We start from the raw sequence: 23,271 nt of genomic DNA on the forward strand, positions 1-23,271 counted from the left end.
AAAGACATAAAACACAGCGATACCCGATCACTGGGCCTCCTTGAAGTCACGGATGTGCAGCAGGTCTTCCACCGGCAGCACGGCTATGATTCCGTCGCTGGCAAGCCCCTTGTGCACCGTCCGGGCAATGAGGTCAACGATCTCGTCTGCCTGCTCGGCTTCCGTGAATATCTCCACGCGAACGGAATCGGCCATGGTGTCCTTGGCATAGTAGTTTTTATATCTGCCACGGCCATGGGTTTTAGACACAGTCATACCGGAAAAACCAGCCGCGATCAGCGCATCCTCTACTTTCTTCAAGTCCAGACTGGAGAAGATCGCAGTCACTTTGCAAAACTTCGTATTCATTTCGCCTCCTCGTCAGTGAGCTGAAGAAGGATCGCTCCGGTTCTTCGGCTTGAAAGTGACAGTTAATCACCCACAACTGAACTGACACTGAAAATAGGGAACAATCTGAAAAAAGCCGGGGCTATATTGATTTAAGTCAAAGAAGCTTGGCCGCCGGTGAAAAAATGATGGCACATTCCCCAGGCCCCTCTGACCCTCTGCTTACGGCTGTCAGGCCGCCCAGGCGAGACCCGCCACCCAGTCAATAAACGGCACCGGGTAAATACCCAGCAGCAGTATTGAGACGGCAACAATCAGAAGGGCGAGCTTCTCTACCCGACCCCGGCCGGCATCCGCCACCGCCTGCTGCATACCCGGTTCGCGCAGATACAGGGTGATGATCACCCTCAGGTAGTAGAACAGCCCGATAACGCTGCCGATAACGATCCCTCCAACAAGCCACCACCGGCTGCCTTCCACACCCAGGGCGATGATATAGAATTTACCGAAGAATCCGGCGGTCAGCGGAATGCCGGCCAGGGACAACATGCTCAGAGTCAATAATGCTGCCAGCCAGGGGCTGTGCCAGAACAGTCCCCTGTAATGGTGCAACCCGGAGGCATCCTCGCCACTGCCGGTGCCGGAGACATGCATAATCACGCCAAACGCCCCCATGGTGGCCACAATATAGGTGAACAGGTAAACCCCGGTGGTTTCCAACGCCAGGGGGCCACCTACTATAACGGCCACCAGCAGGTAGCCCATATGGGCGATGGAAGAGTAGCCCAGCAGGCGCTTCAGGTCAGGCTGGAACAGGGCCAGCAGGTTGCCACCGAACATGCTGAGAAGAGCCAGCAGGCTGATCAGGCCAAGGAGCCATCCACTGCCGAAGACCGGGGCCACCAGTACCAGCCGCAGCAATACCAGAAACACCGCCAGTTTGCTCACCGTGGCCAGCACAGTGGTCGCCGGCGCCAGACCTCCCTGGTATACGTCCGGTGTCCACTGGTGAAACGGTATGATGGACAACTTGAACCCCAGCCCCACCAGTAACAGTGCGGCGCCGCCCAGAATCCAGGGGTCCGGACTGCCAGCAACCCCCGCGGCGAGTGCCGTCAGCTCAAGGTGGCCGGTGCGGGCATAGATCAACGCCATGCCAAACAGCAGAAAGGCGGTGGCGGCGGCGGACAATATGAGGTATTTGATCCCCGCCTCCAGGGACCGTTCTGTCCGGAAACTGTACGCCACCATGCCGTACAAAGGCATCGACAGCAATTCAAGGCTGATGAACAGGGTGGCCAGGTGGTTGCTGGCCACAAGGCCCAGGGCACCCGTTACCGCGCAAAGCAACAGCAGGTAAAACTCTTCCCGCGGCCCCCTGTAGCCGGCCAGGTAACCATGGCTCATGGCGGCGATAAACAGGCCGCTCACCAACACCAGCGCGCTGCCCATGAGGGCAAGGCCGTCAAAGATCATCAGCGGCGGCGAAGAGGGCGCGGCCGAGGCCAGCGGCAGGCTCGCCAGGGCCAGGGCCAGACCGCTGACAGTGACCGCCGCGGTACCACCGTGGTGGCGTCGCCAGGCGACGCCCAGCATTACCAGTACGGCTGTCGAGGCGACAATAAGCAGGGGCAGCAGCCCCACAAGATCGATCAGGGTCAGCATCAGTTCATCCCTCCTGCCCGGACCGGGCCCGCCATGAACAGGTCCGCCACCGGCCGGACCATTGACGCCGTGGTATCAAGCAGGGGTTGCGGATTCAGGCCCACTGCCAGGGTGAGTCCGATCAAGGCCAACATCATGCCGTACTCCCGCACATCCGGACCCGCGAGCAGGCCCGGTTGTTGTTCGCGACCGAAATGCACCCGCTGCATCATCAGCAGTGAATAGATCGCGCCAAGCACCAGCCCGGCGCTGGCGATGACCACCACCACCGGAGCGCTGCGGAAGGTACCGAACAGTACCATGAACTCGCCAAGGAAATTGGCCGTGGCGGGCATCCCCAGAGAGGCCGCCAGAAAAAACAAGGTCACGCCGGGCAACACCGGTATGCGGCCCCAGAGCCCGCCCATGCGACGCATATCCCGGGTATGAATGCGTTCAAAGAGCTGGCCACTGAGAATGAACAGAGCGGCACTGGAGAACGCATGGGCCACCATGAGTACGATTGCGCCCTGGATCGCCAGTTCGGACCCCGAATAAACGGCAATCAGCACGAACCCCATATGGGATATGCTGGCATAGGCAATCAGCCGCTTGATATCCTGCTGGCCGCAGGCCAGGACCGCGCCGTAAATAATACCCACGACCCCCAGCGCCATGGCCACCGGCGCAAAGGCCTGGGACTGTTCCGGAAACAACGGAATCGCAAAGCGCAGCATGCCGTAGGCGGCGGTTTTCAGCAGAATGCCCGCAAGGTCCACGCTGCCGGCAGTGGGCGCCTGGGCGTGCGCATCCGGCAGCCAGCCATGAAAAGGCACGACAGGCAGCTTCACCGCAAAGGCAATAAAAAACCCGAGCATAATCCAGAAGGACAGATTGTCGGGCACGTCGGCGTTCAACAGTGCGTCATAGCTGAAGGTTATCTCGCCGGAGCTGGTGTAATGCACGAACACCAGCGCAAGGATCGCCACCAGCATCAGCAGGCCGCTGGCCTGGGTGTAGATGAAGAAGCGGGTGGCGGCACGAATCCGGGTTTGCCCCGGGGAGCCGCTGTGCCCCCAGAGGGCAATCAGAAAATACATGGGTACCAGCATCACTTCCCAGAACAGGAAGAACAGGAGCAGGTCCAGCGCCAGAAACACACCCACGACGCCACCCAGAACAAACAGCAGATTCAGATGAAAAAAGCCCACCCGCTCGACAATCTCTTTCCATGAGCAAAGTACCGCCAAGGCACCCAGAAAGCCGGTCAGCGCAATCAGGATCAGCGACAAGCCGTCCAGAGCCAGATGAATCTCGATGCCAAAACGAGGAATCCAGGGGACTCGCCACTCCAGCAGCCACGGTCTCTCGCCGGTGCCATAGGCGCTGAAATCACCGCCTGCCCAAAGCACGACGCTGACCGCCAGCACGAACAGCATGGTGGCCAGGGCAATCCAGCGCGGCGCCTGTTCGCCCCAACGCTCCGAGTGCCAGCACAGCATGCCACCGAGGAAGGGAATCAGAATCAGCCAGAACAGAATCATGCGCCACCTCCCTGAGTCATTACCAGGCCAACCAGTATCACCGTGGCACCGAATACCATCACTTTGGCATAAGTCCGCAGCTGGCCGTCCTGGGATCGCACCAGGCCCGCATTGCACAGGCGGGCAATCACGGCCGGCAGGTTCATCCCCAGGTTAATAAAGTCGAAACGCAGCACGCGTACCAGGGCCTGCCAGGGCCGGACCAGTGTCCGGTCGAACAGGGCATCGAAGCCCCAGGCCCGGTTGAACAGGATCCAGAGCCGCGCCCCCAGACCCCGACCGACCTTTGCGTCAAGCCACCGGCGCCGCGCCAGGAACAGCCAGCCAGCCAGAGCCAGGCCAGCAAGCACCGCTCCGGTCGCCAGGAACTGAAACAGGGTGTGGCCGGCGTTCGTGGCATCATCGGGGGGGGGCGGGAACACCACCTCAAGCCCCGGGTACAGCCAGGCACCAACGAAAGTGGAAAGCACGGCCAGGATTGCCAAAGGCAGGTGATGCCTGAGGGGACTGGTGCCCGGCCGGGGATGGCGTGCATGATCACTGCGGGGCTGGCCATGAAAAATGCCCAGGATCAGCCGCACCGTGTACAGGCCGGTTAGCACGGCTCCGGTCAGACCCGCCGCGAACAGTCCGTAGTGGCCCGAGGCCATGGCCTGCCAGAGAATCTCGTCCTTGCTGAAGAAGCCCGCGGTTACCAGCGGCAATGCCACCAGCGACGCGCCCCCCGCCAGGAAACCGGCATAGGCGACCGGCAGTTTGCGCCAGAGCCCACCCAGCCGGCTCAGATCCTGTTCATGGTGGCAACTGATGATAACGGCCCCGGCTGAAAGGAACAGCAATGCCTTGAAGAAGGCGTGGGTCATCAGGTGAAAAATGGCCGCGTCAAACGCCCCGACCCCCAGCGCCAGGAACATGTAGCCGATCTGGCTCATGGTGGAATAGGCCAGCACCCGCTTGATGTCGGTCTGGGCCAGGGCCGCGAAGGCCGCCAGCAACAGCGACAGGGCTCCGATGATGCCCACCAGCCACATCACATCCGGTGCCAGCAGGAACAGCCCGTTCAGGCGTGCAATCAGATAAACGCCGGCGGTCACCATGGTGGCCGCGTGGATCAGGGCCGACACCGGAGTGGGGCCTGCCATGGCATCCGGCAGCCAGGTGTGCAGCGGCACCTGTGCAGACTTGCCCAGGGCACCGCCAAGGACCAGCAATGCCGCAAGATTGGCAGTGACACTCCCCTCGGCCCAGACCCGTGGTGCCTGCTCCAGCACCAATCCGATATCGAGGGTGCCGAGTTCCACGAAGATCAGGAACAGCCCCAGGGCAAGGAATACGTCACCTGTGCGGGTCACGATAAACGCCTTGAACGCCGCCCGCCCATTAGCTTCGTTCTGATAGTAGTAGCCGATAAGGCCGTAGCTGCAAAGGCCAACGCCTTCCCAACCGAGAAACAGCAACAGCAGGTTATCGGCCAGCACCAGCACCAGCATGCTGAACACAAACAGGTTCATCCAGGCATAGAAGCGGGTTATACCGGCCTCGCCCACCATGTACCAGACAGCGAACAGGTGAATCAGGAAACCCACGCCGGTGATGATCGACATCATGACCAGCGAGAGACGATCAACCACCACGCCCATGGTCGGCTGGAACTCGCCCACGGAAACCCAGGTCCAGAGCGTGAAGCCCTGGCTGTCGCCGGAGAAGGTCAGCAGCGCCCAGGCGGTGGCCAGCGCGGCCAGCCCCACGCTGCCCACGCCAATGGCCGCGCTGGCCCGCGGTCCCAGCCGCCCGCCGGAAAAGCCGAGAACAATGGCACCGGCCAGAGGTAACAGAAATGACAGTAAAGTCGCAGCCATCATCATCCACGCATCCTGCTGACTTCGTGCAGCTCAAGTGAACGGAAACGCTGGTAAAGCTGTATCATCAGCGCCAGGCCGACGCTGGCCTCGGCTGCCGCCAGGGTGATGACCAGCAGGAACATGGCCTGCCCGTCCGGCTGGTTCCAGGCGGTGCTGCCCACCACAAAGGCCAGCGCGGCGGCATTGAGCATGACTTCCAGGCTCATGAGAACGAACAGCATACTGCGCCTCAGCATCAACCCGGCCAACCCCAGGCTGAACAGAATAACGGCCAGGATCAGGCCATGCTCCATCGGGATACCAGTCATCGGGTGCCTCCACGGTTGCGATTGCCCCGGGGTTTGTTGCGCCGGCCCACGTGGGACGCCGTCACCAGCGCCGCCAGCAGCAGAATGGCGGCCAGCTCCACCACTATCAGCCATGGGCCGAACAGGGTGAGGCCGATGTCCCGGGCGGTTATCAGCTCACCGTCAATGGTCATGCCTGCCTGCCCGTCGCTGATCAGCGCCACCAGCGCCACCAGCAACACCAGAGCCAGCAGCGACGGCCCGAGCCAGTAGCCCGGACGTAGCCACAGGGGATCCCGCTTGGCCTCCGGACGCAGGTTGAGCATCATCACCACGAACACGAACAGCACCATTATGGCGCCGGCATAGACGATAATCTCGAGAGCACCGGCAAAGGGCGCACCCAGGGCGAAGAACACCAGGGCGACGGCAATCAGCGAAACAATCAGGTACACCACCGCATGCACCGGACTGGAGCCGCTGATAAGACCGACCGTGGCCAGCACCGCCACCAGGCCGCTAAGGTAGAATCCCAGTTCCATCAGTAGTTCCTTTTTTGGTCAGGGTAAAAGCGTACGGACATCCTCCGGGACCTCCTCGTTCTGTGCCTCACCTTTATCCTTGCCGGCGATAGCCATGCCGGCAACCTTGTAAAAGTGGTAGTCGTGGTCCTTGCCGGGGCCGTTGATCAGCAGATCTTCCTTCTCGTACACCAACTGCTGACGCTGGTACTCGCCCATCTCGAAATCCGGTGTCAACTGGATGGCGGAGGTGGGGCAGGCCTCTTCACACATGCCGCAGAAAATGCAACGAGAAAAGTTGATGCGGAAGAACTCCGGATACCAGCGGCCGTCGTCTTTTTCACCTTTCTGCAGGGAAATACAATCCACCGGGCAGGCCACCGCGCAAAGGTTGCACGCCACGCATCGTTCTTCGCCGTCCGGATCCCGGGTGAGTATGATGCGGCCCCGGTACCGGGGAGGCAGATAAACCTCCTCTTCCGGATAGTTCACGGTTTCCCGCTTGCGGAAGCCGTGCATGAATACCATCCACATGGTACGCAACAGCGACCAACTGGCCGGTATCAGCCATAACACCGACAACACCTTGTTTTTTCGCATCTTTCCTCCCTATGAACCGGTCAGTAGCAGCACCGCCCCGGTAGCCAGCAGATTGACCAGGGTCAGCGGCAGACACACCCGCCAGCCAAAGCTCATCACCCGGTCATACCTGGGCCGTGGCAGCGATGCCCGGAGCAGGATAAACAGCATCAGGAAGAAGCTGGTCTTGAGGGCAAACCACACAATGGGTGGCAGCCAGGGGCCCTGCCAGCCGCCGAAAAACAATGTCACGATCAGCGCGGAAACCAGCACCATGCCCACGTATTCGCCAATGAAAAACATGCCGAACTTCATACCGGAGTACTCGACATGGTAACCATCCGCCAGTTCCTGTTCCGCCTCCGGCTGGTCGAAAGGGTGGCGGTGTGTCACCGCGATGCCGGCGATCAGAAATGTGACGAAACCCAGGAACTGGGGAATCACGAACCACAGGCCTTCCTGGGCCGCGACGATGTCGCGCAGGTTGAAGGAGCCGGCCATGGCCACCACACCCATGAGCGACAGCCCCATGAACACTTCGTAGGACAGGGTCTGGGCCGAGGCTCGCAACGCGCCGAGCAAGGCATACTTATTGCCACTGGCCCAGCCACCGATTAACACCGCGTAGACGTTGATGCCGGCCAGCGCGAGGAAGAACAGCAGCCCGATGTGCATGTCCGCCACCCCCCACCCCGGTGTTATGGGGATAATAACGAAAGACAGCAGCAGGGAAGCGAAGGCAAGGTTGGGTGCCAGCATAAACAGGGCGCGGCTGGCAAAGGGCGGAGTCCAGTCTTCCTTGAAAAAGATCTTCAGCATATCGGCAATCAGTTGAAGAGTGCCGAATGGCCCTACCCGGTTGGGACCATAACGATCCTGCCAGAGGCCCAGCAGCCGACGTTCGACCACGGTCAGTGCCGCTCCCACCACGACCACGGCAAGCAGGATCACCAGCGCCTGGAACATGGCCCAGAGAGTGGCTGCCAGTTGTGGAGTCCACCAGCTCATGACTCACCTCCCGTGGGTTTTCCTAAAGTGAGTGTCGCGCCCTGCCCCAGGCCGGGCAACAATCCCGCGGGCAGGCCAGCCCAGCCGGGGGGCCAGTCTTCCTGCTCCGATACCGTAATGTCCGGACCGCCAAACAGCATCAGGCTGTCGCCCTCACGCACACCAAGCAGCGTCAGACTGTCGCCGTCGCGCACGCCCAGCGCCTCGGCATCCGGGCGGGCCAGGATGACCACCGGCGCGGTCATCCGCTGCCGGACAGGTTCAGCCCGGGCAGACGTTTCCTCGCCCCCGAACACCCGTGGCAACACCAGCGCCCGCAGCCCGCTGCTGTCAGTGGCGCCGTCATCAAAGACCGGGTCGGGGTATTCGCGATGGCCGGGCTGAGGCCGAATCAATCTTATGCCCGGGTCCCCTCCGCGCAGGTGACCGCCCACTTCATCGGTGAACTTGTTCCACGCCTGCGGGGAATTCCAGCCCGGCGCCCAGGCGAAAGGTATCTGCTGCCGGGGCCGGTCAAATCCGCTGTAGCCTTCCATGGAGTAAGCGAAGGGTGTATCGGTATCCTGTGGCGGGCGGGGTTCATTTACATCGAGGTTGGCGCGCATGGCGGTGCGGCCGCTGTAACGCTGGGGCTCACGGGCCAGCCGCAGGCCCTCTATGCGATAATCGGGCCCGGGCGCGGCATCCACAATCCCGGCCAGGCCTGGATGGGCCCCGGCGCAGGCCCGGGTGGCCAGATCCAGGCTGATATCCCCGGGGGCTTCGCCCCGCAGCCCGGCGGCCAGGGTGTGTAACCAGCGCCAGCTCTCGTGAATTCGGGTCTCGGGGCGCAGGTAGGCCGGTTCGAACACCCGGAAGAAGCGCTGGGCCCGCCCTTCCAGATTTACCAGGGTTCCGCTCCCTTCCGCGAAACTGGCAGCAGGCAGGATGAAGTCCGCCCCCTCGGCGGTTCTCGTCCGCTGGTGGTCCAGCACCACGCGGGTGTTGGCACGGGCCAGGGCCTGCTCCACCCGGTCGGCGGGCAGGCGTTGATACAGGTCGTTCTCCAGCACCACCACCGCATCGGCCCGGCCCTCACTCAACTCATCCAGCGCCCAGTCCAGTGTCTGCCCCCCCATGAGCGACAGCCCGGTGCTGTTGGCCTCCCGCCGGATCAACACCAGCCCACCCTGCGCTGCCCGCCTGGACAGGGCCCGGGCAACCGCACCGGCGGCTTCCAGGATGGCCTCGCTGGCGAGGGAGCCGCCGCTGACAACCAGCGGCCGCGCCGCTTTTAACAGGCTGACGGCGATTTCTCCGGCCCGCTCCTGGCTGGCCGGGTCGAGGCCGTCCACCGGGGGCGCCGCCGGGTCGATGGCATGAGCCACCGCGAAACCGAGCCGGGCGATATCATCCGGCGCCAGGGCATGGCGGGCGACAGCGACACTGTCCAGCTCGGTGGGCGCTGGCCAGACAATGTGCAGCGGGTGGTACCGGTCCTGCCCCAGGGTCTTGACGGCCTCGGCATTCCAGGCCGGCACGCCGATCTTTTCAGCCAGTTCTTCCCGCCGTGACAGCACAGCCTGACGCAGATTCAGCCCCAGGCGCGCGGCGCTCTGGACCGGGTCCTCGCCCAGCACCAGAATGGCATCGTGGCGTTCTATTTCCCGGGGTGTCGGGGTGGGCAGTCCCGACGTTTCCTGCAGCCGGTTCATCATGGCCAGGCACGCCTGCTCCCGGGACTCTATCCCGGTGGAAAAGTTTTCCGGCCCCACCATGGCCAATAGCTGGTGATTGCTTTCCAGACTGGCCCGGGGCGATCCGATGCCGATGATGCGCCGGGCCTGACGCAGGGCGCCGGTGATACGCTCCAGGGCCGGATCTACCCCCAGCGTCACGGCCTCCTGCCCCGGCCGTTCGGTCCATTCCGGAACCCGTGGCCGGTCGGCGCGGTTGACGTATCCGTAACCAAACCGGCCGCGGTCACAGAGGAAGTGGCTGTTAACCTCACCGTGGTAGCGGTTTTCGATGCGGCGAATCTCGCCGTAGCGTTCCCCGGGGCTGATGTTGCAACCGACCGCGCACTGGTGGCAGATGCCGGGGGCATACTGCAGGTCCCACTTTCGGGTGTAGTGATCGGAATGACTCTGGTCGGTGAACACCCCAGTGGGGCAGACTTCGGTGAGGTTGCCGGAGAACGGGCTTTCCAGTGTGCCTTCGGCGTATCGTCCGAAGTAGATGTTGTCCCGGGCACCAAAGGCGCCCAGATCGGTGCCACCGGCGTAGTCATTGTAAAAGCGCACGCACCGGTAGCAGGTAATGCAGCGGTTCATTTCGTGGGCGATGAACGGCCCCAGGTACTGGTTGCGGCGAGTGCGCTTGTTGAACCGGTAGCGGCGGCGGTCATGGCCGGTCATTACCGTCATGTCCTGCAGGTGGCAATGGCCGCCCTCCTCGCACACCGGGCAGTCGTGGGGGTGATTGATCATCAGCCACTCCACCACACTGGCCCGGAAAGCCCGGGCTTCCTCGTCATCGATATCGATTCGGGTCTGGTCCGCCGCCGGGGTCATACAGGACATGACCAGAACGCCCTTGTTGTCGTCCTTGTCCTTGTACTGGCGCACCGCGCACTGGCGACAGGCGCCGACACTTCCCATGGCCGGATGCCAGCAGAAATAGGGAATATCCAGGCCCAGTGACAGACAGGCCTGGAGCAGGTTGTGCGCCCCGTTGACCTCGTAGGTTTTTCCGTCCACGTGAATCGTCGCCATGCTTGCTTCTGCCTTCACCTAGAAAGTACGATCACTGTTTGTTGAAAGTGACTGTTGAAACTAACGGTTGTTTGCCGGCGCGTCCGCTGCGACCCGGTCCGGAACGCCCCGGGTGTCGCCGCTTACCTTGCCAATGCCCTGCTCAAACTCCTGCCGGAAGTGCCGCAGCGCTGTTTCCAGCGGCATGGCGGCGCCAGGGGCAAGGGCGCAGAAGGTCAGCCCCGGGCCACAGTCCGCCGCCAGCTTGTCGAGCAATTCGATGTCGCCGGCCTGCCCCTGTCCCTTTTCCAGGTCCCGGAGCAGTTTTACCACCCAGGGCAGACCATCACGGCACGGAGTGCACCAGCCGCAGGATTCCCGGGCGAAGAACTCCTCCAGGTTGCGCATCAGCGATACCATGCCCCGGTCCTCGGGGACCGCCATCATCAGGCCGGTGCCCAGCCGGCTGCCGACATTGGCGATAGAGTCAAAGTCCAGGGGCAGCTCCAGATGCTCCGGCAACAGGAAGCCGGTACTGGTGCCGCCGGGCAACCACGTCTTGAGCCGACGGCCTTGCTGCAGCCCCCCGGCCCGGTCGAGCAGCTCGGCCCCGGTGACGCCCATGGGCAGCTCCCAGAGGCCCGGCTCCGCAACCGGCCCCGACACGCCATAAAGCTTGGTGCCGCCGTCACCGGTACGGTTGCCGGACAGGTTCTGATACCAGTCAGCGCCATGGAGAATCACGGCGGGTATGTTGCACAGGGTCTCGACGTTGTTAACCACCGTGGGCCTGCCCCAGGCTCCGGACTGGCCGGGGAACGGCGGCTTGGCCCGGGGATTGGCGCGCTTCCCCTCCAGTGCATTGATCAGAGCCGTTTCCTCGCCGCAGATGTAGCGCCCCGCCCCGGTATGCACCGCGATGTCGAAATCGAACCCGCTGCCATCAATATCCGGCCCCAGCCAGCCGGCTTCGCGGGCCTCATCAATGGCCCGGTTCAGCACCCGGGCCGCCTCCACGTATTCACCCCGCAGAAAAATGTAGCCTTGCCGGGCGTTGTTGGCCCGGGCTCCGAGGATCATCCCCTCAATCAGCAGGTGGGGTTGCTGCTCCATCAGCAACCGGTCCTTGAAGGTGCCCGGTTCCATTTCATCCGCGTTGCAGATCAGGTAGCCCCGGGGCATGTCACCCCCCTGCAGCGTCAGGCTCCACTTGACGCCAGCGGAAAAACCGGCGCCGCCCCGGCCACGCACATTGGCGTCTTTCACCACGGTGATGATGCCCTGGGGGTCGCTCTCGGCCAATGCCCGGCGGACCGACTGATAACCATCCTTATCCAGATATTCGCCGAGCCAGACCACCTCGCCGTCGTCCCTCAGCCTCCAGGTCAGCGGATGGGTTTCGGGTTGACGCTCGGTACCGGATTGCCGTATCCGGCTGTGATAACGCAGCGGGTTGCCTTGACCTGAGGTGGATCCGCTCATTCGTAGCCCTCCAGCAGGTCGGACAGATCCTCCGGTGTGACCGGCCCGAAGGTTTCGCCGTCAATCATCAGCGCCGGGGCACCGTCACAGGCGCCGAGACAACACGCGGGTAACAGGGTGAAGCGGCCATCGGCGGTGGTGGCGCCGTAGTCCACTCCCAGCTTCTCCACCAGGGCCTGTTTTAGCGTTTCATACCCGGTCAGGAAGCAGGAGCTGCTGTCGCAGACCAGGATCACATGGCGCCCTACCGGCTGACGGAAAATCAGGCTGTAAAAGGTAGCCACGCCGTCCACCGCGGCGAATCCCAGGCCCAGCAACCGCCCAACGGCCATGATGGCACCGTCGGGAACCCAGCCATGGCGGCGCTGGACGATTTTCAACGCCTCGATACAAGCGGCCTGGGGCTGCTCGTAGTGTTCCTTTTCCCGGAGAATCGCGGCTTCGTCGTCCGGGTGCAGTTCAAAACGGTCACTGCCGATCAGTTCGGTTGTGTGCGGGGTTGTTGCCATCATCAGCGATCCACGTCTGCCATTACGAAATCGATACTGCCCAGGTGGGCGATCATGTCCGGCACGAAGCCTCCGCGCATCAAGGACGGTATCTGCTGCAGGTGCGGAAAGCTCGGAGTCCGGATGCGGGTTCGGTAGCTCATGTTATTGCCGTCGCTGGTCAGGTAATAACTGTTTATGCCTTTGGTGGCCTCCACCATTTGCAGGGATTCGCCGGGTTTCAGAACCGGACCCCAGGACACCTGCAGAAAGTGCGTGATCAGCGTTTCGATGTGCTGCAACATCCGCTCCCTGGGTGGCGGGGTGGTCAACGGGTGGTCCGCCTTGTAGTCGCCCGCGGGCATGTGATCGACGCATTGCTGGATAATGCGCAGGCTCTGCCGCATTTCCTCAATACGCAGCTGACCCCGGTCAAAAACGTCTCCGTGCTGCCCCAGAGGCACCTCGAAGTCGAAGTTCTCATAGCCGGAATAGGGCCGCTGCTTACGCAGATCGAAGTTGCAGCCAGTGGCCCGCAGGTTGGGACCGGTCACGCCCCATTCCAGGGCCTCGGTGGTGGTGAAGGCAGCCACATGCCGGGTCCGCTCCCGCACCAGGGCGTTTTTCATCATGGCCAACTCGTATTCCCGCAGCCGCGGCGGCATCCAGTCAAGGAACTCCTGCACCAGTTGCTGCCAGCCCACGGGCAGGTCCTGGGCAAGGCCGCCGATCCGGTACCAGGCCGGATGCATGCGAAAACCGGTGATGCCCTCAATCACCTTGTAGGCCCGCTGGCGGTCAGTGAAGCTGTAGAACACCGGCGACATGGCGCCCAGATCCTGCAGGTAGGTCCCCAGGAACAGCAAATGGCTGCTAATACGGAACATCTCCGCCATCATCACCCGGACCGTCTTGACCCGGTCGGGCACCTCGATACCCGCCAGTTTCTCAACCGCAAGGACATAGGGAAGGTTGTTCATTACGCCGCCGGTGTAGTCGATGCGGTCGGTATAGGGAATGAAGCTGTGCCAGGTCTGGCGCTCGGCCATTTTTTCCGCGCCCCGGTGGTGATAGCCAATATCCGGCACGCAGTCGATGATCTCCTCGCCGTCCAGTTGAAGCACGATCCGGAAGGCACCGTGGGCAGAGGGATGATTGGGGCCCAGATTGAGGAACATGAACTCGCTGCCATCCCGCTCACGCTGCATGCCCCAGGCTTCCGGTTCGAATTTCAGCGCCTCCTGCTCCGTCTGCTGCCCCTCCACTGTCAGGGTGTAGGGGTCGAATTCCGTGGCCCGCGCGGGATAGTCCTTGCGTAACGGGTGGCCATGCCAGGTGGGCGGCATGAGCAGCCGTTGCAGATGGGGATGGCCGGTTGCGGTAATGCCGAACAGATCCCAGATTTCCCGCTCATACCAGTTGGCATTGGCAAACACCCGGGTCACGCTTGGCAGGTTCGGGTCGCCACCGGTCAGCGCCACCTTGATGATCAGGTCTTCATTACGATCCACCGACAGCAGATGATAGAAGACCGTGAAATCCGCGGCTGGTAGCCCGTCACGGTGGGCACGGAGCCGCTCGTCCACGGCAGAGAGATCGTAAAGCATGGAAAAAGACGCCGGCGGCGCCTTCAGGTGGCGCAGTATCTCCACTATCCGCTCACGTCGCACCCACAGCACCGGAAGCCCGGTCAGGGTGGGCTGAACGTGCTCGATGTGTTCCCGGAATCCGTCCAGAAGCCCGAGGGCCCGGTCAATGCCGGACTGGGCCGGTGCATGCCTATCGAGAGCGTCTGTGCTCATGATGCTGACTCATCTCCTGTCAAGGTTGGGCAAATCGGGAGGCGGCGCTCAGAGTTTGTCCGGAGTCCTCAGTTCGGTGGCCTCGATTCGCTGGCTCCGTTTCTGCTCCCGCTGGGACCCCATCTCGGCCTTGTAAACCCCTTGATCCCCCACGACCCAGGACAGCGGCCGGCGCTCCTCCTGAATCGAGTCCTGCAACAACTGAAGTGCCTGCAGGAAGGCCTCGGGCCGCGGCGGACAGCCCGCTACATAGACATCCACGGGCAAGAACTTGTCAACCCCCTGAACCACCGAATAGATGTCGTACATACCGCCAGAGTTGGCGCAGGAGCCCATGGAAATGACCCACTTGGGTTCCAGCATTTGATCGTAGAGCTGCTGAATAACCGGAGCCATTTTGATGAAACAGGTACCCGCTATCACCATAAAGTCGGCCTGCCTCGGCGAGGCGCGGATCACCTCCGACCCGAAGCGCGCAATGTCATGGGGCGAGGTAAATGCGGTAGTCATTTCCACGTAGCAGCAGGACAGACCGAAGTTATAGGGCCACAAGGAGTTCTTGCGCCCCCAGTTCACCGCCGAGTTGAGGACGTCACTCAGCTTGCCGGTGAATACGTTGCGTTCAAGCTGGCTTTTGACGTATTCCTCCGATGACTGCCGGCGCCCCATCGGGTAACGGTCACTGGATTCCTGCTCTTCCTCGGCCCGTATCAGTCTGTAAGGCATGGCTGGTCTCCATATAAAGGTTTGCTGACAGTGATCAAGGTCCGGGCAACGTCCCCCGGGGACTCAGTGGCTCAGCTCTCCCTGTATCCCTGAGAGCCCTCGGGAGCCCACTCCAAAGCCCCTGAGCGACTGTCGTAGAGCAGGCCGGCAAGCAATATCAGTATAAAAACCGCCGCGCCCCAGAACCCGCTCCAGCCCGTTTCCGGAATCACAACCGCCCAGGCAAACAGAAACACCGCCTCAATATCGAAGATCACAAAGAGCATCGCGACCAGATAAAACTTGACGGAAAACCGCTGGCGGGCGTCACCGACACCGACAATACCGGACTCAAACGGGATGGTTTTGCTGACGCCATGGCTGCGCCCGCCAAGCAGGCTGGAAACGCCTGCCATGAAGGCACATAAGCCGAGGGCAGCGATCACAAAAAAACCGGTTGCCCAATAGTTGACCAGCAACTCATTGACCGTGTCCGACATACCCCCTCCTGTTCTGAATCATCACCCTATCCGCCCAGCCTGAAACGGAACTGAATCAGCAGAGCAATCGTTCTCAATTTTTGATCCCGATCAAATTCACAAGACTGTTTCCAGCCGGCCTCAGTCAGCAGAGCGCACTACTCACTGCCATAAATCAAGACCTGCAGGAAACAGCAACTCCGCGGGCATAATCGAGTAGAGCAAGGTATCTGAAGGCTTCATACTAGCGCTGCTTTGAAAGCAGGTACCGTACAGACTGTGTTGTCTACTAATATGGCTTCATCGCACCGATTGAGGCCTTCGTGCAGTAACCATTGCCAGCACGATTGCCAACATCGCCAGGGGAGGAATTAGGACGACGACCACGCTACCAGTCCCAAGAGAAAGAACTGGGCCGCCAGGCCGAGGATCAGCGTGGCAGCAAAGGTTGTCACTACCACCGTGCCAAGAGCTTTGCCCACCGGCGCGAATTCCGTCGCCGCCTGCTGGTACATGGGCACGACAATGCGCAGATATACCGCCAGTGAAAGTACACTGTTGGCAATTGCAACCACCGCCAGCCAGGTGAATTGGACATCAATGGCGGCGGCGAACAGCAGGAACTTCCCAACGAAGCCGGCAAGTGGCGGAATCCCGACCAGCGATAGCAGAAAGACCACCATTGCGATGCCAATAAGCGGTTGGGCGCGCCCCAATCCGTCAAAATCGTTCAGAGTCCGTCCGATATTGGCGGCAACGGCGAAAGCGCCCAGATTCATGGCCGCATAGGCGGCAGCAAACAGTATAATGGATGGCAGAGCAAGTTCACTGGCGCCGACTGCCAGGATACCCAGAAGGAAATAGCCGGATTGGGCAATCGACGAATAGGCCAGCAGCCGAACGACGTTATCCTGCACCAGCGCGGCCAGATAACCATAGGTCATGGTCAGAACAGCCAGACCGGCGATGATGGCGGTCCAACCACTTTCCGGGGGTAGATCGCGAACCACCTGAGCGAGTGCGAACAGAGCACCGATCTTGGGCACCACTGACAGGTAGGCCGCTATTGACAGTGGCCCACCCTCATAGGCATCTGGCGCCCAGAAATGGAATGGAACCAGCGAGGCTTTGTAACCCAGACCGACAACCACCGCCACGAACCCAAGAAGAACCGCCATTGGCATGGTATCCATACCAGGAAGATCCGCGAGTAACGTGGATCCCGCAGCGCCGAACCAGTAACTCAGGCCGAAAATCATGATCGCACCTGTGACCGAGGCGAACACGAAAAACTTCATGGCGGCCTCTGTGGCAGGGTCGGTATCCGGGTAGGCAACCAAGGCAAAGGTGGCCAGGCCAGTTAATAATGTACCCAATACAAGGAACATCGTATCACCCGCGCCTGCCAGAACGAGCGCGCCGATGGTGGCAAAGCAAAGCAGGCTGTAAACCGTGCCCTCTCGCACGGTGCCTCTCACATCCACTCTCGCCAAAAATATGGCGAGGATGGTGGCCGGCAGCAGAATGAGTTTGGCCCACACACTGAGGTCGTCAACCCGGAAACTGCCACCAAACACCGTTGTGTCCTCACCAATCAGACTGACGGTCAGACCCGTGGCAACGATCAGACCGCTAACTGCGACCAGCAGCGCAATTTGCGGCCTACGCAGCATTTCCGCAATCAGCGCACCGACAGCCGTCAACAGTACGGCAATTTCAGGAATCAACAGTGCAAGATCACGAGCCATCACAGTGCCAGCGCCGATGTAGTGCGGTGGATGATACCCAGCACCCAGGAGGGTGCCACGCCAGTGCCGACAGTGAGCACCAGCAATGGCCCCACAGCAAGCCACTCACGAGCGCTCAAATCAGGCATGGACTGCCAGCGCTGCCGGGGCTCGCCCAGAAAGGTTTCCCGCAGTGCTTTGAGAAACGTACCGGCAATAATGGCAATACCCAAAATCACAACCACCGCGGCTGGCGAAGCGCTTAAAGTGGCAAGAAATATCTGAAACTCGGCCGGAAAGTGCGCCAGCCCGGGCAAGCCCAGCGATGCAAAGGCCGCCAACACAAAGGTCCAGCCGAGCATTGGGACCGTCTTGAGCAACCCACCCAATTCGCCCATTTCACGGGTGTGGGCACGGTCCTGGATCATGCCCACCAGCAAGAACAAGGCACCGGTAACCAGTCCATGGCTGAACATCTGCAATACCGCACCATCCAAAGCAACAGTTCGCACCGAGGGATCCAGAGTTATTGCCGCCACGGCCACACCGACAATGACATACCCCATGTGGTTAACCGACGTATAGGCGACCAAGCGTTTCAGATCACTCTGGGCCAGAGCGGCAAAAGCCCCGTAGAGCGCGCTGACAACACCGAGAACAAGAACAACAACGCCCGCTTCACGGAACGCATCGGGGGTCATTTGCAGAGCAAATCGAACCAGCCCGTAAGTGCCGAATTTCAGCATGACGCCGGCGAGGATGACGCTGCCGACGGTCGGCGCCTGCACGTGTGCGGCGGGCAACCAGGTATGCAGGGGCACCGCGGGGATCTTTACCGCAAAGGTGATCAGCATAGCGATCAATGCCCACATGGCCGCCGCGCCCTCCAGGGGGGGATTCTCAATCCAGGCTCGCATGTCGAAGGTCGGTTCGGGGCTGCCCAGATAAAGCCCGAGGATAGCAAGCAGAAGCGGCAGACTTCCCAGCAAGGTGTATATAAAAAACATCAACGCTGCCCGTTGCCTGTCTTCGTGGCCCCACCCGGCGATCATGAAATACATGGAGACAAGGGAAACCTCGAAGAAGACGTAGAACAGGATACCGTCGAGGGCTGTAAAGGTACCGATAGACGCAGTTTCCAGAAGAAGTACCAGAGCAATATAGGCGCGCGGACGTTCACGAAGCGACGACGTATAGATCACAGCAACCAGGAAAAGAACAGCGCTCAACAGCACCAAAGGCAGACTGATCCCATCAACTCCAACCCGGTAGGCGGCACCGATGGCTGGTATCCATTGCAGCTCTTCGACCTGGGAAAAGCCTGCACCGCTCGCACCCTGAAACCACATGGACAGAGCACCGATCAGTGTAAGGGCGGCGGTAATAATCGCTATGACGTGTACCGTACGCGTTGCGGGCTTCGGAAGACACAGAATCAGCACCGCGCCGACCAGTGGCAAAAACAGGGTGAGCGAGACAAGTGGTAACATGAATATGGGTTTCCTCTAAAAGCTCGTCGATGAAGCAAAAAGCAGAACAGCCAATGTGACGGCGATTGCGACCGCACTGATCGCCAGGCTGTGGTGGATGAGGCCGCTTTGGAGGTTTCGGGCTCGTGCACCCAGTGCACGCACAGCCGCCACCAGGGCGAAAATCAGGCCGTCGATACGGCGTTCATCTCCAAACCGCACGTAGGTCGCGACCCTCAGGCTCACTCTGCCCACGCAAAGCACAATCTTGAACAAGCCCCGCTCCGCTCGCTCGCCCGCAGAGGCAAGGAAGAGACCGGCGCGCCCAAGAGAAAGCACAGCTTCATACAGACGCCCTTCCAAACGCTCACATCCTCGGGCTACAGCCATTGCTGGCCTACCGACCCAGACCGTAAGCCCACCGCCAACGGAAAGTCCGCGTCGCGCCCACGGATAGACCGGACCTAGCAGGCGGGGAGCCGGCACGAGCCAGCCCAGGCCGAGGCCACACGCGGCAGCAAGAAGCCCGAGGAGCACGGCCAATGTGCCTGCGGTGACGGCGGGCAGATCAAGAACGGCCTCGATGGGGCCGAAGGCCAGGCCGAGAATCGTGGCAGGGACCGCCAACCCCCAAATGCCCACGCGCATCCAGGCACTACCGGCAACCGGTCGGGTTTCGCCGGAGCCTCGCCACAGCAGGCACAAGGCCCGGGCCATATAGCCGCCGGTCAGCAGGGTACCGGCCAGCGCCAGGGGGCCGAGCCAGGCGGCACCCTGCGCAGACAGGGCGGCGGCGATTACCGCATCCTTGGAGAAGAACCCACTCAGTGGCGGGATACCGGCCAGTGCCAGCGCTGCCAGCGCAAAGCCGGCAAAAGTCCAGGGTCTGTCACGACCAACCCCCTCCAACTGATCGAACCCGGTACCCCCGCGAGCATGCTGGAAGTCGCCGGCGGCAAGAAACAGGGTGCTCTTGATGGCTGCATGGGCGAGCAAATGCATGAGAGCCGCCAGCGGAACGCCGGCTCCAACCGCAACCAGCATCAAGCCATATTGACTGGCAGTGGAAGCCGCGAGCAGGCGTTTGAGATCACGCTCGGCAAGTGCAATAACCCCGGCTGCCACCGTGGTAACGCCGCCGACAAGTCCGACGACGAGCAACACCTCGGGTGTCAGCAGCGGGGCCGAACGGATCAGCAGGATGGCACCCGCCGCCACCAGCGTGGCCGAGTGCAGCAGCGCCGAGACCGGTGTCGGCCCCGCCATGGCACGCATAAGCCAGTCCTGCAAGGGGACCTGGGCCGACTTACCCATGGCGGCCAGTAGCAACAAAAGCCCCGCGGCGGTCGAGGCACTGCCGCCGGCCTCCAGGGAGGCGGCAATCTCGCCGGTACCGGCCGACCCAATCAGCATAAATACCGCCACGTACAAACCCAGATCGGCGCTACGAGTGTAGAGGAAAGCGCGACCGGCGGCATCCGCGGCCTCGGGTCGCTGGAACCAGAAGCCAATCAGCAGGTAACTGCACAAACCGATCAATTCCCAGGCCGCCAGCAACAGAACCCAGTCGCCGGACAGCACCAGCGCCTGCATGGCAGCCAGGAACAGGGACATTACGGCGTAGAAGCGGCACAGGCCGGACTCCCGCTTCATATAACCAACTGCATAAATCAGCACGAACGTGCCTACGGTGGCCACCGCCACCGTCAACAGCGCTTCCAGAGGTCCGGCAACCATTCGAAGCGGCATGTCTGGCAGCCCCGGCAGAAGCAGGGTTTCGGCCTGCCCGCCGGCGACCCGGGTCAGTAACCATAGACTGCCGCCCAGACTCAACGTCGCCCCGCCGAGAACCAGCGCCGTGGAGCCCCGGCGCAGGACCAGCAACGCCATGGCCGCGATCAGCGGTGGCATTATCGGTAGAAGCACTGCACTCATCCTTTCAGGTCCCCGGCTTCTTCCATTTCAACCGAGCCCTTGGCCCGGAAACGCGCAATCGCGACACCGAAGCCAACCGCCATTTCGACCGCCATGACGGTCATCACCACCAGCACGAACATCTGGCCGGAGTAGCTTTCGGGGTGCAGAAAACGCCAGAAGGCGACCAGGTTCACCAACGCGCCCGCAAGAATCAGCTCCACCCCCATCATGATCATAACCAGATTGGTCTGGGACAACGCGCCATAAACACCAATACCGAACAGGATTGCACCGGTTACAAGCGCCACGATCAGGACGAGAGTCATTCCGTATCCTCCTTGTCAGCAATATTGGCCGTCGTTTGCACCGGTATCGCCACCGCCGTGGCCGCAATCATCGCGGTCAGGATAGTGATACCGGCGGTTTCGAAGATCAGCATGGAACGACCCAGCAATTCCATGCCCAGCGCCCGTGTCTGCATCGCCGCATCCGGCGCCTCGGCCGTTACAGGTCCCCAATCGGCCCAAAACGCGACCACTATCGCAACACCGGCAGCGACCACGCCAGCGCCAATTGAAAAGCGCTTCTGGTGGGTCATATCCATGCCCCCCATCCCGCCCGGGTCCATCATGAACATCACCATGAAAATGGCCATGATGCTCATCTCCGTCGCCATCATCATGATCTGCAGCACGCCCAGGAATTCGGTCTGCATCGCCAGGAACATGCAGCCGACGGCAGTCTGAGAAAACAACAGCGCCAGCGCGGAACGCACCATGGACGATGTGCGAAACACCACCACGCCGAAGCCGATGGCGGCCAGCCCGAAAACGGCAACAAAAAAAGCCTGAGCGTACATTATGGAACCACCAGAACCAGTAAACCGACAACAATGATATTGAGCAGTGCCAGGGGAATCCCCAAGGTCCAGCACCACCGCATCAGATCCGCCTCGCGAATGCGCGGCAGATAGCGACCGGCCAGGAGCATCGACACGGCCACGGCCAGGGTCTTGATCAGGCTCCAGGCCCAGGGAGGCAGCAGCGGCCCATGCCAGCCGCCGAGGTAGAACACCGTGGTCGCGGAAGCCAGCGTGATCACCAGCGTCAGCCTGGCCAGGCGCAACACCCCCAGGCGCACGCCGGTGTATTCCGCGTCCACACCCCCGCCCAGTTCCCCGGGTGCGGTTGGCAGATCAAAAGGCGCACGAAACGCCAGCGCCATGGCGGCAATGAAAAACAGCACGAAACCAAGCGGCTGATAGACAATGTTCCACAAGCCGTCTTGGGAGCCAACGATCACCGTGGTCACCAGGGATTCGGCGCGCATCGCCACCGCAGTGATGGGCATGACAATAAGCATGGCGTAGGCGATGAGCTGGCCAAGGAATCGCCAGCCGCCGATCATGGCGTAGGCGCCATTCGGGCCCCAGCCGGCCATGATCAGCGCCACCAGCACATAGGCAAGCGCCGCGTTGATGAACAGCGCACCGGTAGCCAGATCCGCGATCACCAGGGTCGGCGCCAGAGGCAGAACCGCCGCGCCAAGCACCGCGACGATCAGCAGTAGCACCGGCGCCGTCTCGAAAAAGACCCGGTCCGGCGTGCGCGGTACAATGGATTCACGACCGAGGTGCGCCAGGCCGCTGAGTAGGGGCGCGGCCGGACGCAGGCGGCCCGTTGTCGTCCAGCCCTCGACCACGGCGAGCAGCCAGACGCTACCAAGCAACGCAAGCAACACGATGACGAAGTTCACGAGATCACCTCCCAGGGCGAAAGGTCAAGTGATCCGACCGCCACCAGTGCGTCGCCCAGTTCCCGGCCCTCGACAAGCTTTGCGACCAGGCCGATATGGTGACTGCAGGCGGTGTCCAACCTGTAGGATTTCACCTGGCCGTGTTCCAGAATCAGGCTCAGTTGAGCCTCGCCGCGCGGGGTTTCCACGGTGGCCTCACCGGTGCCTGATCCACGCCCGATGTTTCGCAAAACAGGTAGCCCCGGCTCCCCGGTTGCCTTGATGTAGTCGAGGCTCGTGATGATTTCGTCCAGGCGCTGCCACAGGCGCGCCCAGGCATCTCCGGCGTCGTCAGCAGCGCGCGCCACGGGGCCACTCAGGCCCGCAGTGCCCGATGGCAGTACGCCGATCCCCTTCAATCGCGATTTGAGCAAAGGCGTTCGCCCAAGACGAGCCGCCAATGCCTGCAGAGCGGGCGTCAGTTCCACAAGCCGTTTTCCACTGGCGCGGCGGATCTCCAGTTGCAGGGTTGCGGCACGATCCGTCAACCAGGCGAAGCCGAGCTGGCGCCCCGTTTGCGCCAGCCAACCCAGGTGACTGGCGATGCGCTCACATTCAAGCGCCACAGCCCGGGCCTGATCGGTTGCCGAATCGTTCTCCAGACCAGCCGCCCGCTCGATTGCCAGGCAGGCCAGCAGTCGGTAGCTCACGCTGGCCAGTGGCATGGCCGACGCCAGGCGCTCGATAAAGGTCTCGGCGTCGATCTCCTTGCCTTCTTCACTCTCATTGATCATGCCCACCAAGGATGTGGCCTGTCCTTCTGTTACGCCGTCACCGTCAAGAGTCAGCGTCAACTTGAGCCCACCAGGCAGACCGGGGAAAACCGGACCGAACGGCACCTCCATCCAGTCCATCGCCAACCCGTCGGCGCTACGAGGCAGGTCCTTGGTCACTTCAATCATGG

At 61.7% G+C, this 23,271-nt stretch carries 21 protein-coding genes; all 21 read right to left on the minus strand.

Going from position 1 to position 23,271, the window contains the following annotated elements:
- Positions 1 to 27: 27 nt before the first annotated feature.
- Entirely contained in the window at positions 28 to 348 is a 321-nt protein-coding gene (locus tag ARC85_RS18140; RefSeq protein ID WP_092031077.1) for a P-II family nitrogen regulator, read from the minus strand.
- Positions 349 to 558: 210 nt separating this feature from the next.
- Positions 559 to 1,995, minus strand: a complete 1,437-nt coding sequence (nuoN, locus tag ARC85_RS18145; protein ID WP_456490162.1) for an NADH-quinone oxidoreductase subunit NuoN — start codon at positions 1,993 to 1,995, stop codon at positions 559 to 561.
- Positions 1,992 to 3,515 carry an NADH-quinone oxidoreductase subunit M gene (gene nuoM / locus ARC85_RS18150; protein WP_092031080.1) on the minus strand — a complete coding sequence of 508 codons (1,524 nt, stop codon included), beginning with the start codon at positions 3,513 to 3,515 and terminating at the stop codon, positions 1,992 to 1,994. The genes nuoN and nuoM overlap by 4 nt, the downstream gene beginning before the upstream one ends.
- On the minus strand, positions 3,512 to 5,380 hold the full coding sequence (nuoL, locus tag ARC85_RS18155; RefSeq protein ID WP_008169468.1) for an NADH-quinone oxidoreductase subunit L: 1,869 nt from the start codon (positions 5,378 to 5,380) through the stop codon (positions 3,512 to 3,514). Before nuoL ends, nuoM begins: the two co-directional genes overlap by 4 nt.
- Positions 5,377 to 5,685, minus strand: coding sequence for an NADH-quinone oxidoreductase subunit NuoK (nuoK, locus tag ARC85_RS18160; protein ID WP_008169467.1), 309 nt, complete (start codon positions 5,683 to 5,685; stop codon positions 5,377 to 5,379). The genes nuoL and nuoK (ARC85_RS18160) overlap by 4 nt, the downstream gene beginning before the upstream one ends.
- The gene (gene nuoJ / locus ARC85_RS18165) at positions 5,682 to 6,206 is read right to left on the minus strand and encodes an NADH-quinone oxidoreductase subunit J (protein ID WP_008169466.1); all 525 of its coding nucleotides are present in this window, start codon (positions 6,204 to 6,206) and stop codon (positions 5,682 to 5,684) included. Before nuoJ ends, nuoK (ARC85_RS18160) begins: the two co-directional genes overlap by 4 nt.
- A gap of 18 nt (positions 6,207 to 6,224) precedes the next feature.
- Positions 6,225 to 6,785, minus strand: coding sequence for an NADH-quinone oxidoreductase subunit NuoI (gene nuoI, locus ARC85_RS18170; protein ID WP_039881756.1), 561 nt, complete (start codon positions 6,783 to 6,785; stop codon positions 6,225 to 6,227).
- Between the two features lie 9 nt (positions 6,786 to 6,794).
- Positions 6,795 to 7,772 (minus strand): NADH-quinone oxidoreductase subunit NuoH, encoded by a 978-nt coding sequence (gene nuoH / locus ARC85_RS18175; RefSeq protein WP_008169464.1) that lies wholly within the window; start codon positions 7,770 to 7,772, stop codon positions 6,795 to 6,797.
- Positions 7,769 to 10,525: an NADH-quinone oxidoreductase subunit NuoG gene (nuoG, locus tag ARC85_RS18180; protein WP_286715728.1), complete on the minus strand. Its 2,757-nt coding sequence runs from the start codon at positions 10,523 to 10,525 to the stop codon at positions 7,769 to 7,771. The genes nuoH and nuoG overlap by 4 nt, the downstream gene beginning before the upstream one ends.
- A 60-nt stretch (positions 10,526 to 10,585) precedes the next feature.
- Positions 10,586 to 11,986, minus strand: coding sequence for an NADH-quinone oxidoreductase subunit NuoF (gene nuoF / locus ARC85_RS18185; RefSeq protein ID WP_008169462.1), 1,401 nt, complete (start codon positions 11,984 to 11,986; stop codon positions 10,586 to 10,588).
- Positions 11,983 to 12,498, minus strand: a complete 516-nt coding sequence (nuoE, locus tag ARC85_RS18190) for an NADH-quinone oxidoreductase subunit NuoE (protein WP_286715730.1) — start codon at positions 12,496 to 12,498, stop codon at positions 11,983 to 11,985. The genes nuoF and nuoE overlap by 4 nt, the downstream gene beginning before the upstream one ends.
- Positions 12,498 to 14,276, minus strand: coding sequence for an NADH-quinone oxidoreductase subunit C/D (gene nuoC / locus ARC85_RS18195; RefSeq protein WP_008169457.1), 1,779 nt, complete (start codon positions 14,274 to 14,276; stop codon positions 12,498 to 12,500). The genes nuoE and nuoC overlap by 1 nt, the downstream gene beginning before the upstream one ends.
- Before the next feature lie 48 nt (positions 14,277 to 14,324).
- Entirely contained in the window at positions 14,325 to 15,002 is a 678-nt protein-coding gene (locus ARC85_RS18200) for a NuoB/complex I 20 kDa subunit family protein (protein WP_153741179.1), read from the minus strand.
- Between the two features lie 71 nt (positions 15,003 to 15,073).
- Positions 15,074 to 15,481, minus strand: coding sequence for an NADH-quinone oxidoreductase subunit A (ndhC, locus tag ARC85_RS18205; RefSeq protein WP_153741178.1), 408 nt, complete (start codon positions 15,479 to 15,481; stop codon positions 15,074 to 15,076).
- 350 nt (positions 15,482 to 15,831) lie between these two features.
- Complete coding sequence (locus tag ARC85_RS18210) at positions 15,832 to 17,208, minus strand: NADH-quinone oxidoreductase subunit N (protein WP_153741177.1); 1,377 nt, start codon at positions 17,206 to 17,208, stop codon at positions 15,832 to 15,834.
- The gene (locus ARC85_RS18215) at positions 17,208 to 18,677 is read right to left on the minus strand and encodes a complex I subunit 4 family protein (RefSeq protein ID WP_248185538.1); all 1,470 of its coding nucleotides are present in this window, start codon (positions 18,675 to 18,677) and stop codon (positions 17,208 to 17,210) included. Before ARC85_RS18215 ends, ARC85_RS18210 begins: the two co-directional genes overlap by 1 nt.
- A 15-nt stretch (positions 18,678 to 18,692) precedes the next feature.
- Complete coding sequence (locus ARC85_RS18220) at positions 18,693 to 20,591, minus strand: NADH-quinone oxidoreductase subunit 5 family protein (RefSeq protein ID WP_199456071.1); 1,899 nt, start codon at positions 20,589 to 20,591, stop codon at positions 18,693 to 18,695.
- Positions 20,588 to 20,899 (minus strand): NADH-quinone oxidoreductase subunit NuoK, encoded by a 312-nt coding sequence (gene nuoK / locus ARC85_RS18225; protein WP_053113951.1) that lies wholly within the window; start codon positions 20,897 to 20,899, stop codon positions 20,588 to 20,590. The genes ARC85_RS18220 and nuoK (ARC85_RS18225) overlap by 4 nt, the downstream gene beginning before the upstream one ends.
- On the minus strand, positions 20,896 to 21,432 hold the full coding sequence (locus tag ARC85_RS18230; RefSeq protein WP_199452670.1) for an NADH-quinone oxidoreductase subunit J family protein: 537 nt from the start codon (positions 21,430 to 21,432) through the stop codon (positions 20,896 to 20,898). The genes nuoK (ARC85_RS18225) and ARC85_RS18230 overlap by 4 nt, the downstream gene beginning before the upstream one ends.
- Positions 21,432 to 22,328: a complex I subunit 1/NuoH family protein gene (locus ARC85_RS18235; protein WP_008169443.1), complete on the minus strand. Its 897-nt coding sequence runs from the start codon at positions 22,326 to 22,328 to the stop codon at positions 21,432 to 21,434. Before ARC85_RS18235 ends, ARC85_RS18230 begins: the two co-directional genes overlap by 1 nt.
- Positions 22,325 to 23,269: a Ni Fe-hydrogenase III large subunit gene (locus ARC85_RS18240; protein WP_053115522.1), complete on the minus strand. Its 945-nt coding sequence runs from the start codon at positions 23,267 to 23,269 to the stop codon at positions 22,325 to 22,327. Before ARC85_RS18240 ends, ARC85_RS18235 begins: the two co-directional genes overlap by 4 nt.
- Positions 23,270 to 23,271: the final 2 nt, after the last annotated feature.

This window comes from Marinobacter sp. tcs-11 (assembly GCF_002049515.1).
GTDB lineage: Bacteria > Pseudomonadota > Gammaproteobacteria > Pseudomonadales > Oleiphilaceae > Marinobacter > Marinobacter nauticus.